The sequence below is a fragment of the Halorubrum sp. Hd13 genome (assembly GCF_002252755.1).
Lineage (GTDB): Archaea > Halobacteriota > Halobacteria > Halobacteriales > Haloferacaceae > Halorubrum.
In genome coordinates this window covers 22,648-36,947 of sequence record NZ_NHOY01000069.1, presented here as the reverse complement: position 1 = coordinate 36,947, position 14,300 = coordinate 22,648, and the positions used below count along the sequence as shown (strand labels likewise).

General features: G+C 68.5%; 9 protein-coding genes. 1 reads left to right on the top strand and 8 read right to left on the bottom strand.

Annotated elements, in window-relative coordinates:
- Positions 1-141: 141 nt before the first annotated feature.
- From polC to DJ81_RS09230, 6 genes are all read right to left on the bottom strand, one after another.
- Complete coding sequence (polC, locus tag DJ81_RS09255) at positions 142-5,259, bottom strand: DNA polymerase II large subunit (protein WP_094589410.1); 5,118 nt, start codon at positions 5,257-5,259, stop codon at positions 142-144.
- Between the two features lie 16 nt (positions 5,260-5,275).
- Complete coding sequence (locus DJ81_RS09250; protein ID WP_094525445.1) at positions 5,276-5,695, bottom strand: PPC domain-containing DNA-binding protein; 420 nt, start codon at positions 5,693-5,695, stop codon at positions 5,276-5,278.
- Between the two features lie 190 nt (positions 5,696-5,885).
- Positions 5,886-6,263 (bottom strand): NifU family protein, encoded by a 378-nt coding sequence (locus DJ81_RS09245; RefSeq protein ID WP_094525444.1) that lies wholly within the window; start codon positions 6,261-6,263, stop codon positions 5,886-5,888.
- Between the two features lie 95 nt (positions 6,264-6,358).
- Positions 6,359-6,685, bottom strand: coding sequence for a DUF5783 family protein (locus DJ81_RS09240; RefSeq protein WP_094525443.1), 327 nt, complete (start codon positions 6,683-6,685; stop codon positions 6,359-6,361).
- Between the two features lie 266 nt (positions 6,686-6,951).
- Positions 6,952-9,669, bottom strand: a complete 2,718-nt coding sequence (locus DJ81_RS09235; protein WP_094589408.1) for a heavy metal translocating P-type ATPase — start codon at positions 9,667-9,669, stop codon at positions 6,952-6,954.
- A 552-nt stretch (positions 9,670-10,221) separates the two neighbouring features.
- Positions 10,222-10,821 (bottom strand): AsnC family transcriptional regulator, encoded by a 600-nt coding sequence (locus DJ81_RS09230; protein WP_094527658.1) that lies wholly within the window; start codon positions 10,819-10,821, stop codon positions 10,222-10,224.
- 132 nt (positions 10,822-10,953) lie between these two features.
- Between DJ81_RS09230 and DJ81_RS09225 the strand changes: the two genes are divergently transcribed.
- Positions 10,954-11,151 (top strand): heavy-metal-associated domain-containing protein, encoded by a 198-nt coding sequence (locus DJ81_RS09225; protein WP_094525440.1) that lies wholly within the window; start codon positions 10,954-10,956, stop codon positions 11,149-11,151.
- A 41-nt stretch (positions 11,152-11,192) separates the two neighbouring features.
- Here the strand turns inward: DJ81_RS09225 and lpdA are convergent, their stop codons facing one another.
- Together lpdA and DJ81_RS09215 are read right to left on the bottom strand one after the other, a co-directional pair.
- Positions 11,193-12,620 (bottom strand): dihydrolipoyl dehydrogenase, encoded by a 1,428-nt coding sequence (lpdA, locus tag DJ81_RS09220; protein ID WP_094589406.1) that lies wholly within the window; start codon positions 12,618-12,620, stop codon positions 11,193-11,195.
- A complete protein-coding gene (locus DJ81_RS09215; protein ID WP_094589404.1) occupies positions 12,620-14,299 on the bottom strand; it encodes a 2-oxo acid dehydrogenase subunit E2 in 1,680 nt (559 codons plus the stop codon). The genes lpdA and DJ81_RS09215 overlap by 1 nt, the downstream gene beginning before the upstream one ends.
- Position 14,300 lies beyond the last annotated feature (1 nt).

The following is a 14,300-nucleotide window of genomic DNA, read 5'->3' as shown; positions in this document are numbered from 1 at the left end:
GGCACACTCACTTGGAAGTCACCCGAGAACCCTGCCGATGTCATCCCCCGGTCCGCCGCCGGGAGCCCCCCTTCCCGGCGGGACCGGACGCGTGCCGTTGCGTCCCGCGCTGCGGCGGCACGCGTGCCGCGGCCGCGACCGTCACATGAAGTCCGCGATACCGGACTGCTTGTTCGTGTCGTCTTCGAAGATCGATTCGAGCGACTCCTCTAACACCTTCAGTCGCTGTTTCGTGTAGGGCCGGCAGCCGAACCGGTCGGCGACCTCGATGGCGGTGTCGACGTACTTGTTCACCGACCCCTGGTGGACGGTGAGGTTCACGCGCCCGCCGCACTCGCGGCAGTCGCCCGAGAGGGGCATCCGACGGTACTTCTCGCCGCAGTCGAGACACCGCGTCTCCTGCCGCGAGAACGCGCGGAGGTTCCCGATGATGTCCGGCAGGAAGTGGTACTCGATGACCCGCTCGGCCACGTCGGTCTCGTCGACCGCGCGGATCTTCCGAGCGAGCGCCAGCTGCGCGTCCATCTTCTCCATCATGTCGCCGAGCGTCTTGTACGCCGACAGGTCCGGCCCCATCGCGATGTCCGTCGTGTCGTGAGTGTGGTCGAACCCGTGGTACTCCTCGTCGGTCCCGAGCGTGTCCTCGCCGAGCTGGATCCGGTCTTCCAGCTCCTCCGGGTCGGTCAGCTCCAGCGTCGCCTCGTAGAACTCGCGCGGGTACTCGCGCACGATGTCCATGTTGTGCGCCTCGTCGTCGATCTCGGAGGGGTCGATCCGCGAGGACATGACCAAGGGTGCATCCATGCGGCCGCCGCGTTGGTCGGGCAGAAACTCTTTCGAGAAGTTGAGAAGTCCGTCCATGAGCAGCATCACACAATCCTCGTCACCATCGCATTGATCGACCGACAGATCGTTCGCAACGAGCGAATGTGTCTCTTCGACGGTGAGACAGTACACGTTCTCAACGTCGCTTTCGACGATCTCTACTTCGTCGACGTTCTCGACGAGGTACTCTCCGGATCCGCCGTCAGACACCTTCGGTGCGTACGGCTCGACAGACGAGACGTTCTCCATCAGCCGGTCGTTCTTTCGAGAGAGGTGGAAGCCGGCAATTTCGGAAAATCGGATGGCATCATGTGACGAGACTGCAATGACGTATGTCTGTGAAGTCAGCCGCTTATCGCTCTCGTCGTAGAACTCGGGGAACTTCTCGTGGAGTCGGACGCGCTCCGGTCGATCGACCGTGGCGTGGATATCAAGCCGCCTGAGGAGCGCGATCAGGTCCTCCCGAAGCTCCTCGCTCACAGTCGTGGCCGTGATTCGGAGGGATCCCTTATCGACCCCACCGTCACCGCTGAAGTACCCGCTCAGGTACGCACCGACGATCGCTTCGGGTGCGTCAAGGATCGGATTCGGAACGCGCTTCGTCTCTGCGTATACGCCGGCATCGAGTACCGAGTCGAAGAAGGCACGCAGAAGACGGCCCGAAACTGTGACTTTCGCATGGTTCTCTTCGTACGGGTCTACGCCGAACTCATCACGCAGAGCGTCGAGGAAGAACTCCCTCGCTTCCGCTTCGGTGCCACAGATGGTCGTCTGGTGGATCGCTCCCTTCGGAGTTTCCTGTTCGCGGGCGAAGCCCTCGGCTGCGTAGTAGCCGAGTACCGTCGCGACGCGCTCGTTGAGATCGACAACCCGATCGATCTCGGTGCGATCGCGTTTCATGCCGAGCGTCACGTCTTCGGGAACGAACGCGAGGAGATCGTCGAGCGAGGAGAAACACCGCTGGAGATACGACGCAGGGAAGCTCTCTCGGTACAAGTAGTTGCTCAGCGTCTTCTTGTTCGTGCCGAACACCTCCGTCATACTCTTGAGCGGATAGAACTGTCCCTCCCAGTCGTCCGCGAACGCGTCCTCGAAGAGCTCGTACAGTCGGTCTTTGTCCAAGCCCTTGATCATGAGACGGTCGGTCGGGACCGCCTCGGATCGAATGAACTCGGCGAGTAGATCGAACCGCTGTGGGTCCCGACTGGTGTCGTCGCGCCCGATCGAATCGGGAATGACCAGTTTGTCGGTCGTGTCGAGGTCTCGTGCTTCCGTACCGACGATTTCGTCCTGCTCTCCGTCGTATACGTGGACCCCGTGATCCGGAGTGACGGTTATCGAGCGGCCGGATACCGTGCGGATCCGTACCAGATGATCCGGGGCTTCGTGTTTGCTGACCGCCTCTACTGGACGAGAGACTCGCTCTCCATCAGCAGTTACCGCGGGCACGGACAGATTTCCGTCGACCCCCTCCAACTCGCCAATCGCTGTCCCGAAGTCGTCGAAATCGACATCGGACTGATCGAGGTACGTCTCGACGAAGTCGTCGATGCTATCGTATCGCAACTGACCCGTCTCGTCCTCAAACCATATCTTCGTCTCCGGATGGAAGCAGTTCCGCCGTTTCGCGGCGTGGAAGTACGGATGAGCGTATCCGACGGCGGCCGACGTGAATCCTACCACCCTTCCGACAGTTGCCGCACTCGTGTGGGGCGCCATCCCGAAGACGAGCTCGCCGACGAGGTCGTCGCGCTCGTTCACCTCGTAGAAGCGGGGGAGGCCGTAGAACTGCTCGAGGAGGTCGTCGACGAAGTCGGCGGTCCGGAGCATGTGCTCCGCGGCGCCGTCCGAGAGGACGATGTCCTGCACCCGGAGCTCCACGAGCTGGTCGTCGTGGCGCAGGGGCTCGCCGTCGATGTCGGTCTCGTAGCCGATCTCCCGGAGGTGGTCGGCGGTGACGTCCAGCTCCTCGGGCCGGACCGACGTGACCGGGAGGTCCGTCATGTCGTACCTGACGGTGCCGTCCTTGAACGACGTGACGCCGTTCTTCGCGCGGAGGATTCCCTTCTCCATCGGCTCCGGCGTCTTGTTCCGCGAGGTGAGCCCCTGGACTCCTTTGAGGATCTCGAAGGAGGCCTCGCGCTCGCCGACGGTCTCCAGCGCGGAGCGATATGCGTCGTTTACGTCGACCTCTTGATACGTCGCCGCCCGCACCTCCCACTCGCAGCGCGGGCACTCGACGCGGCCGGCCTCGTCGGGCTCGCAGACGGTCCCGCAGTCGTTGCACTCGTAGTGGGGCTCGGTGTGGACCTCGCAGTCCGGACACCGGGCCTTGTAGGTGTGCTCGCCGCAGTCGGGGCAGACCCGGTCCGACACCTGGAGCTCCAGCCGGCCGCGGTGGCCCGAGTCGTCCATCACGCTCGCGGCCTCGGCGACGTCGCGCTGGGGGCCGCCGGCCTCGTTGATCGGGAACAGCGTGTGGACCGCCGGGGAGAGGTCGCGGCTCTCCGACTTCTCGGGGCGACCCATCCGGTTGCCGATCCGAGTGGGCGCGCGCTCCCGTATCTCGAACGGCGCGACCTCGTTGACGGCTTTCACCGCGTTCTCGCCGCCGTCCCACTCGCGGGCCGCCGCCGAGAGGTCCCCGTCGTCCCACGTCTTCCGGAGGCCGTCGTCGACTCCGAGCGACCGCGCGAGCGGGCGCCACGTCGGGATTCGGAGGGCGTCGGGCGTCGCGGCGTGCTCGACCAGCAGCGCCTCCAACGCCGTCCGCGTCGCCTCCGTGCACTCGATCGCGAGGACGCCCTCGACCACGTCGCCGTCGGCGACCGCCTCGGCGAGGGCCTCGAACGCCGCGACCGACACGTCGTGCCAGAGGTAGGTGTACTCCGGGTGGAGCGGGCAGTCGTACTCGCGCGCCCACGCGAGCGCCTCGTCGGCGTCGGGGCGTTCGAGGTCGACGTGGGGGTCGTCCGCCATCGCCTGTACGTCGGCGCCGGCGTCGGCGAACTCCTTCACCCACCACTCGTACACGTAGGAGGCGGGCGCGAGCGGGTGGTTGTTCTCGACGAACTCCCCGTAGTTGACGAGGTACTCGCCGAGGTCGAGCACCTTCTCGACGCCGTTGCGGACCTCCTTCGCCTCCTCCGGGTCGTCGATGCGTCGGACCTCGCCGTTGGCGAGCCGGACCGTCGGCCCCTCGATGGAGTCGACGGGGACGACCCCGTGGGCCTTGCCCGGGCGCTCCGTCTTGATCTGCGTCCCGGCCGCGAGGAAGTCGTCGACGAGGTGCATCGTCGCCGGGTGGACCCCGCCGGTCGCGAACCCGTGGTTTCTCGCGCGACCGTACCGGAGCCGGAACCCGCCCGCCTCGCTCGGGTGGGTGAACACCGGGCGGCCCGCGATCAGGTCCCGGAGGAACTTCTGGGAGGGTTTCGCCCGGGGCGGACCGTCGGGTTCGTCTCCCGCCGTTTCGACGCCTCCCTCGTCGCTCTCGGCGTCGCTGTCGTCGCCCTCCCCTCCCGATTCGCCGTCCGGGGCCTCCGAACCGTCGTCCGCCGATGCGTCGGCGTCGCTCTCGCCGGAGCCGTCTTTCCCGATCGTCCCGTCGATCAGGTCCTGGAGCCACGGCCAGTCGACCTCGTCGAGGTCGCGGGTGTACCGCTGTATCTTCGGGGCCTTCAGGGCGATCCCCTCGGCGGCGACGAGGCACATCCCGCCGCGCGCCGAGTTCGTGTCGACCCGTTCGAGGTCGCGGAAGCCGGAGACCTCCTCGTCGCTCGTCGCCTCCCCGTCGAGCATGATGGGGATGTGCTCCGCGATGAACTTCGACTCCTTGTCCTTCGGCGTGTACTGGAGCCCGGTCTCCTTGTCGTAGAGGGCGATCTCCTCGGCGTAGCGCTCGACCTCCACGTCGCGCGGCTTGTACTCGTCGATGCCCAGCAGCGACCGGGCGTAGTCGGCGACGAGGACGGAAAGCGCCTGCGCGGTCCCGCCCGCCGACCGGATCGGCCCGGCGTAGTAGACGTTGACGAACTCGGTGCCGTCGTCGTTCTCCAGCAGTTCGACGCGGTCGATCCCCTCGATCGGCGCGGCGACGACGCCCTCGGTGAGGAGAGCGACCGCGGTCCGGACCGCGCCCTCGACTTTCCCGGCGCGGGAGTCGTAGTCGCCGACCGTCCCCTCGACGAAGTCGGTGACGAGTTCCAGCGCCGCCTCCTCGCGGGACATCTCACCTTCCAGCTCGCGGACGCGCTCCGCGACGCCGTCGATGCCGAGGATGTTCTCGACCCGGTCGGCCATGTCGCGAGCGACGGGGATCTCTACCTCGGGCTCCGGGTCGTACCCCTGTCCCTTCGCCGTCTCCGCGAGCGCCAGCGCCTCGTCGAGCCTGTCTTCGATCCGGGCGAAGTACCGCTCGTCGTCGGGCCTCATCGCCGCGAGATCCGCCTCACAGCCATAAGTCGAGGTCGGTGACCGCGTCGTGGGACCGCTCCAGCGGCTCGTCGAACGCCCGCAGGTGACACTCGCCCGCCCAGACCGTCCCGGAGTCGAGGTGCCCGGCGAGCGCCTGTCCGCTCGGCCGCGACAGCACGGCGTGGGTGTGCGCGAACACCTCGCCGTCGAGCAGCGAGACGTTCCCGACGCAGGCGGCGACCTCCAGCGGCTCGTCGAAGGTCACGGACTGGTACTCGGTGTCCTCCTGGTCGTAGAACCAGACGTCCGCGTCCTGCACGGCGCCGAGCGCCGTGAACCAGCCCGCCTCGACGTCTTCCGCGCGGGCGAGGTCCTCGATCTCCTCTCGCCAGTCGGCGCCGGTCTCGAATCGAGCCACGTACTCCGCCGTCGTCTCGACTTCCCGGTGGTGCATAGGAACCGTCCACGATGGCCGGGGGCAAAAAGGCTTCAGTCGCGGTGCGCCTGACCGGTCCTGAGAAAGTTGATATAGCGATATCCGATTTATTCATAAGCGATGGCGCTACGGCGAGCAATGGAGAGGCGAGCCGCTCCGGCGTCGAAATCGCGAGAAGAGGGAGAGTCGAGAGGTACCGGGACCGGCTTCAGAACGGGGCCTGCGGGCCTTCGTCGTCGCCGCCGTCGTCGGTCGTCTCACCGGGGAACGACGGGGACATGCCGTCGCTGCTGGTGCCGCCGAGGTCGCCGTCGGCGCCGGAGTCCATGCCGGTGTCGGCGTGGACCGTCTCGATCTCCGGGATCTCCTTGACCATCCGGGACTTGATCGCCTGGATCGTCATCGGCGAGATACCGCAGCCGGAGCAGGCGCCCCCGAGCTGGATCGTGACCTCGCCGTTCTCGCGGTCGAGGTGGCTGATCGCGGCGCTCCCGCCGTGCATCTGAATCTGCGGGAAGTTGCGCCGCAGGAAGTTCGTGATCCGCTCGCGAAGCTCGTTTTCCGCGTCGGCTGTGTCCGTGCTCATGCCAGTGATTTGGCGGTCGGCGGGCTTATGCCTTTGGTTCGACCGGACTCGAACCGCGAGAACCGACGTCTCGAACGACGAGCCGGCCGCGATCGCTACTCCGGCCGGTCGACCTGAAACGTCCGGTGGAGCTCCGTTTCGATCCGCTCGACGTACTCGTCTAGCGTCTCCTCGAACGTCTCGTCGTCGACGAGGACGCCCTCCATCCGATCGCGCGGGTTCTCGGGGAGTTCGACGTAGAACTCGCCGTCCTCGTAGAACGGCTCGGACTCGTTGAGGATCGTCTGGTCGATCCCGTGGATCAGCTGGGAGTCGCGGCGCTCGTTCATGTGGTTGAACGCGTTCTTGTACGCGCGCTGGAGCTCCTGGAAGTAGTGGGCGTACTTGTCCTCGAACTTCTCGGGATCGAACTCGTCGGCCATACCTGATCGAACGGTACGGCGAGGAAAAAGCCGGTCGATCGCGGTCGGGAACCGACGAACGCCAAGGAGAGACGGCTCAGGTGCCGGAAACGGGTCGGTTCCTGAGAGCGGCGAATCGAGGGTCGACCACGTGGTAAATTCCATGATGCTATATCAAAATAGCACAGAGAGGGATGCCGTTCAATCGGGGTCGGACGTGCCGCGCTGGAAACGGCGTTCGGCCGAGGACGACGGTGCCGCGCTGAAAACGGCGTCCGCGACGGCGACTACCGCAGCCGGCCGAGCAGCCGGTAGTCGCGGTCGGGCTCGTACCGCCGAAACAGCAGGCTGTTCGTCAGCACGCTCACGCTGGAGAGCGCCATCGCCCCCGCGGCCAGCGCGGGCTGAAGCAGGCCGAGCGAGGCCAGCGGAATCATCAGCGTGTTGTAGCCGAGCGCCCACACGAGGTTTTGTTTGATCTTCTGGAGGGTCGCGTCCGAGACGCGGATCGCCTTCACCACGTCGAGGGGGTCGTCGCGCATCAGCGTCACGTCCGCGGCCTCGATCGCCACGTCGGTACCGCTCCCGATGGCGGTGCCGACGTGCGCGACCGCGAGCGCCGGCGCGTCGTTGACGCCGTCGCCGACCATCATCGCCTGCCGGCCCTCGTCTTGGATCGCCTCGACGGCGTCGGACTTGTCCTCGGGCAGGACGCCCGCCCGGACGTTCTCGGGGTCGATACCCACCCGTTCGGCGACGGCGCGGGCGGTGCGCTCGTTGTCGCCGGTGATCATCATCACGTCGATGCCGCGGTCGCGGAGGGCCGCCACGGCGTCGGCGGCGCTCGGCTTGACCGTGTCGGCGTCGGCGACGACGCCGATCAGGTCGCCGCCGCTCGTGCCAGCGGGCACGCGAGCGACGAGCATCGCCGTCTTCCCCTCGCCTTCGAGGCGCTCCATCGTCTCGGCGGCGGACGAGGCGTCGACCCCCTCGTCGGCCAGTAGCTTGCGGTTTCCGACGAGGACCGCCTCGCCCTCGACGGTCGCGCGCACCCCGTGACCGGGGACGTTCTCGAAGTCGTCCGGCTCGGGGACCTCCAGGCCGCGCTCGCGGGCGCCCTCGACGATGGCGCGGGCGAGCGGGTGCTCGCTGCCGCGCTCGGCGATCGCGGCGGTCCGGAGCACCTCGCGTTCCGCGTCGCGGTCGCCGTCGGAGTCCCCGAGGTCGTCGTCGGGGTCGACGTGCCGCGCCGCGCCGCCGTCGGGGACGGGCTCCCCGTCGCGGTCGAACGCGACCACGTCGGTCAGCTCCATCGCGCCCTCGGTGAGCGTCCCGGTCTTGTCGAAGACGACGGTGTCGACGTCCTTGGCGCGTTCGAGCACGTCGCCGCCCTTGAACAGGACGCCGTGGCCGGCGCCGATGGTGGTGCCGACCATCGTCGCTGCGGGCGTCGCCAGCCCGAGCGCGCAGGGACAGGCGATGAGCACCGCGGAGGCGAACACGACGATCGCGAACTCGGAGATCGAGACGGCGCCGCCCGCGACCGCCGGGCCGCCCGCGACGAGCCCCCACAGCGGGAGCGCGTTCACGAACCCGGCAAGCGTCTCGGGGAAGAGGAACCAGACGATCCCCCACAGCAGGGCGTTGACGATGACCGCCGGGACGAAGTACGCGGAGATCCGGTCGGCGAGGTTCTGGATCTCGGGCTGGCGCGACTGCGCCTCTTTGACGGTCCGGACGATCCCCTGCAAGGCGGTGTCGGCGCCGACCTTGGTCGCCTCGACCACGAGCACGCCGTTCTCGTTGATCGTCGAGCCGATCACCTCGTCGCCCTCGCCCTTCTCGACCGGGACGGACTCGCCGGTCACCATCGACTCGTCGACCGCGCTCTGCCCGTCGACGACGACGCCGTCGGTCGGGACCTTCTCGCCCGGGCGGACCTTCATCCGGTCGCCGACCGCGACCTCGTCGACGGGGACCTCCCGCTCGGTCCCGTCCTCGTCGACGGCTTCGCCGTCTGCATGCGGCGTCTCCGACGCCGCTCTGTCGACGAGGGTGGCCCGATCGGCCTCCATCTCCAGGAGCTTCCGGAGCGCCTCGCCGGCCTGCCCCTTCGAGCGGGCCTCGAGGTAGTTACCGAGCGTGATGAACACGAGGATGAGCGCCGCCGTGTCGAAGTAGAGGCTCCCGGCGACGAGCCCGGCGAGGACCGCGACCGAGTAGGCGTACGCGGTCGTGGAGCCGAGCGCGATCAGCACGTCCATGTTGGCGCGCCCGTTGGTCACGAGCGCCTTATAGGAGTTCTCGTAGAACGGGCGGCCGAGGACGACCTGGACGGGCGTCGCGAGCAGGAACTGGACCCACCCGATCGAGACCCCGAAGACGGTCTCCGGGAACAGCGCCCCGTCGAGCAGGAGGTGGTCCGCCATGAACAGCAGCAGCGGCGCCGCGAGCGCCGCCCCGAAGAGGGTCAGGCGGAGCTGTCTGCTGATCTCCTCCTCGCGGGCCGCGTCGCGGGCGTCCTGCCCGGCGTCGCCGCTCGATTCACCGTCCGTCGCGTCGGTCCCGCTCGCGTCGCCCTCCCCTTCGCGGACCGGCGAGTACCCCGCCGACTCGATCGCGTCGTAGAGGTCGGAGCGCGAGGCGTCCGCGGGGTTGTACCTGATCTGCGCCTCGTCGGTCGCGTAGTTCACCGTCGCCTCGATCACGCCGGGCGTCGATTCGAGGGCCTCCGCGTTGGCCTCCGCGCAGTTCGCACAGGACATGTCCGCGATCGCCACGGTGACGGTCTCGCTGACCGCGCCGTAGCCGGCCGACTCGATCGCCGCGTAGATCTCGCCGAGCGACGCCTCCTCGGGGTCGTACTCGACGGCGCTCTCGTCGGTGGCGTAGTTGGCGTTCGCCGAGACCACCCCGTCGAGGTCCGCGAGGGCGTCCTCGATCGTCGCCGAGCAGTTGGCGCAGGACATGCCCGTGACGTTCAGGTGGGCTGTTCTCGCTGGCATGTCTACTACTACGTGTCCCTCCCTTAGGCGGTTTTCTGCTTCGATATCGGGGGTTTAGCCGGGTCGAAAGATTCGAATCCAAAGCGACCATCGTGTCCGAGAAATCGGAGAGACGAGAAACCGAAGCGATCGACGATGTTTATTTAAATGGAGTACGATGGCGCGCGCCTCCGAGCGCCCGCAGGGCGCGAGTAGCGAGGGACCGAAGGTCCCTCTGACAGCCGGCGGCTACGCCGCCGGCGAGAGCGCGTGCGAGGGAGTCAGTCGCCGGAGCGAAGCGACGGCGACTGACGAGGCTGGGGAGGCGTGAGGCGCGGTTGCGGTGCGGGTTGGGAATCAAAGGGGCAGCCGTGAGGGAGACGCAGGCGACGTAAGGACCGCAAGAGCGAGTGAAACGAGTGACTGAGGACCGCAGCGAGCGTGCGTCTCCCTCACGGCTGGGGCTTTGGAGGCGTTCACCGCCGCTCCACCATCAGCAATCACTTATAAACGAGCGACTGGGACGTCGCAGGCGTTCACCGACGATCCGCGGTCACCCGCTCATGCACCCTATCACGCCCCTTCCTCCAGCCGCTGGTATCGCTCTCGGAACCGCGACAGGCAGGACGGGCAACAGAAGTGATAGACGTCGCCGTCTATTCGGGCCGTCTCGCCCTCGCTATCGACGGTGTTGGAACACTCCGCGCAGGTCAGCGCGAACTCCACGCCCTCGATCGACGGCGTCCACTCGAACTCGTCGACCAGCGTGACCGCGTACTCCTCGACGGCGACCCCCTCGAGCAGCCCCTGCACCCACTCCCGGACGTTCCGCCCCTCGACCCGACCGTACACGCGCAGATCGCCCTCGGCCGTGACGAACACGTGCTCGACGGCGTCGGCCTCGCGGACGCGGTCCCGCGCCGCGCCGAGCGCCTCGGGGCGGTTCGGCGGCAGCTCCACGTCGATCAGCACGGGGACGCCGGCCCGCAGTTTCGTGCGGTCGACGTCGACCGTGAACCCCTCGATGACGCCGGTCTCCTGCAGCCGCGTGACGCGGTCCGAGACCGCCGGCCCCGAGAGCCCCACGCGGTCGCCGATCTCGCTGTACGGGCGCCGGGCGTCCTCGGCCAGCAGCGAGAGGATCTCCAAGTCCGTCTCGTCGAGGTCTCTCATGTCGCGAGAGACGGCCTCGCGATACAAGACAGTTACCCGGATTCGCTTCGGATTCCGAAGTCAGAATGAACAGATATCCCCGGTCGCGAAGCGACAAGCGAAAAACGTCTCCCACACGTACGAGCGGGTACCATGAGCCGAACGCTCACCGTCGAAGGGATGTCGTGTGACCACTGCGAGCAGAGCGTCGAGGAAGCGCTGGAGGGCGTCGCCGGCGTCGAAGGAGCGACCGCCGACCGCGAGAGCGCGTCCGCGACCGTCGAGGGCGACGCGGATCCGGACGCGCTCGTGGCCGCGGTGAGCGAGGCGGGCTACGACGCGTCTCCCTGAAACGGAACCGCGCGATCGGCGTCCGCTCGGACGCCTCGCTCCTACCGGTTCAGCGTGTGGATCGCCTGTCCGCGGGCGTTCTCCGCGGCCTCCATCACCGCCTCCGCGAGCGTGGGGTGCGTGTGGACCGTCGCCGCCACGTCCTCCAGCGTCGCGCCCATCTCGATGGCGAGCGCGACCTCGGCGACCAGCTCGGAGGCCTCCGGCCCGACGATCTGCCCGCCGAGCACGAAGCCGGTCTCCCCGTCGGCGACGAGCCGGACGAACCCCTCGGTGTGACCCGTCGTCATCGCGCGGCCGGAGGCGTTGAACGGCATCTCGCCGACGACCGGGTCGAACCCCTCCGCCTCGGCCTCGCTCTCGGTCAGTCCCACCGTCCCGATCTCGGGGTCGGTGAAGACGGCCGCGGGGATCGCCTGCTGGTCGAGCGCGGCCGGCTCGCCGGCGATCACCTCGGCGGCGACGATCCCCTCCTTCGAGGCCGCGTGCGCGAGCATCGGCTCGCCCGCCACGTCGCCGACGGCGTGGACGTGGTCGACCGCGCTCCGCGTCCGGTCGTCCGTCTCGATGAACCCGCGGTCGTCCGTCTCGATCCCGGCGTTCTCCGGGTCGAGCCCGTCGGTGACGGGTCGGCGGCCGACCGCGACGAGGATCTTGTCGACGCCGTACCTCGACTCCTCGCCCTCGTCCGTCTCCGTGTGGAGGAGGTAGCCGCCGTCGGCGGCCTCCGACCACTCGCTCGCGCCCTCGCCGAAGCCGAACTCGACGCCGAGCTCCTCGGCGCGCTTGCGGACGATCCGCTTCACGTCGTCCTCGTACGGGTCGAGGATGTCGTCCAGCATCTCGACGACCGTCACGTCGGCGCCGAGCTTCGCGTACGCGGTCGCCAGCTCCATCCCGATGTAGCCGCCGCCGACGATCCCGAGTCGGTCCGGGACCGTGTCGGCGTCGAGCGCGTCGGCGGAGGTCCAAACGTGGTCCTCGGCGAAGTCGAAGCCGGGGATCTGGATCGGGCGGGAGCCCGTGGCGACGACCGCGTGCTCGAACTCGATCGACTCGGAGCCCTGCCCCTCGCCGCCGTGCGCGACGCGGGCCGTGTGCTCGTCGACGAAGGAGGCGGTCCCGGGCACGAGGTTGACGCCGTTCGCCTTACAGAGCTTCTCGACGCCGCTCGTCAGCTGATCGACCACGCCGTCCTTCCACTCGACCATCTTCCCCATGTCGACGGCGGGGTCCGCGTGGACGCCCATGAACTCCGCGTTGCCCGCCTCGTGAGCGAGCCCGCTCCCCGTGATCAGCGCCTTCGAGGGGATACAGCCGCGGTTCAGACAGGCGCCGCCGTACGCGTCGCGCTCGACGAGCGTCGTGTCGAGCCCCTCCTGTGCGGCGCGGATGGCGGCGACGTAGCCGCCCGGTCCGCCGCCGATCACCAGTACCTCCGTTCCGGTTGCGATGTCTCCGACGACCATTATTGAGTCAACAGCAGCAGCGGTTGTTCAAGGTGTTCCATTACGGTGTTCGCGAACTCGGCCGCCACCGCGCCGTCGACGACGCGGTGGTCGATCGACAGCGACAGCGGTAACGTCGGCGCCGGGACGACCTCGCCGTCGCGGACGACGGGGCGCTCCTCGATGGCGCCGAGCCCGAGGATCGCGGTCTCTGGGTAGTTGATGATCGGCGTGGCGAACTCGCCGCCGATGGCGCCGAAGTTGGTGACGCTGAACGTGCTCCCCTTCATCTCGGCGGGCTTGAGCTTGCGATCGCGGGCGCGGGAGGCGAGGTCGCGAACCTCCGCGGCCAGTTCGAAGATCCCCTTCTCGTCGACGTCGTCGACGACGGGGACCATCAGCCCGGCGTCGGTCGCGACCGCGATCCCGAGGTTGTACTCCTTTTTCAAAACGATCTCTCCGTCGTCCTCGCGCAGTTCGCTGTTGAGATAGGGGTGCTCTTTCAGCCCCGCGACGATCGCCTTCATCACGAACGGCATGTAGGTGAGCTTCACCTCCTCGGCGTCCGCCTTCGGCTTCAGCTCCTCGCGCGCCGCCACGAGGGCGTCGACCTCGGCGGTGTCGTGGTGGGTGACGTGCGGCGCGGTGAACTTCGACCGCTCCATCTGCTCCCCGATGGTGCGGCGCACGCCCCGGTAGGGAACGGTCTCGTCGCCGGCGGACGCGCCCGTCTCGGTCGCGGCGGCGGCCCGGTCGGCGGCGGTATCGCTCGCGGCGGGCTCCGCGCCCGCGTCGACGTCGACCGGTTCGGGCGTGGGTTCCGGTTCGGCCGTCTCCGACTCCGGGGCGTCCGCGTACGCCTGCACGTCCTCGCCCGTGACGAACGCCTCGCCGTCACGGGTCTCGTCGGTCGGCACATCGTCGATGTCGACGTCGAGGTCGCGGGCGAGCTTCCGGGTCGCCGGCGTCGCGAGCGTCGTGTCGCGACCGGCCGGCTCGGGCGCCGACCCGGCATCGGCGGTCACCGAGGGCTCGGCGGTGCCCCCCTCGCCGCGCTTGCGCACGGCGGACTTCCGGTCGCCGGAGTCGACATCTGTCGGGGTCGGCGCGGGCCGCGGTTCGGGCGCGTCGCCGCCGCCGCTCGCGGCGTCTTCGTCGGCTGCCTCGGCGTGCGCTCTCACGTTGGCCTCGGTGACGCGGCCGCCGGGACCGCTCCCGTCGACGGCCGCGACGTCGACGCCCAGCTCGCGGGCGAGCCGACGGGCCGACGGCGGCGCGAACGTCCGGCCGGACGAGGTCGCCGGCGCCGACTCGTCTGCCGGCGCCGACTCGTCTGCCGGCGCCGACTCGTCTGCCGGCGCCGACTCGTCTGCCGCTTCCGGTTCGCTCGCGTCGGGGCTCGTCTCGTCGACGGCCCCCTCGTCGGCGGAGCCGGAGTCGTCCGCGTCCGCCTCCGCGCCGTCAACGCGGAACGAGATGATCACGTCGCCGACCGGGACCATCTCCCCCTCCTCGACGAACAGCTCCTCGACGGTCCCGTCGTAGCTCGACGGGACCTCGACGAGCGCCTTGTCGGTCTCGACCTCCGCGACCGGCTGGTCCTCCTCGACGCGGTCGCCGGGGGCGACGAGCCACGACACCAACTCGCCCTCCGCGACGCCCTCGCCGACGTCCGGCAGTCTGAACTCCTCGACCGTCATG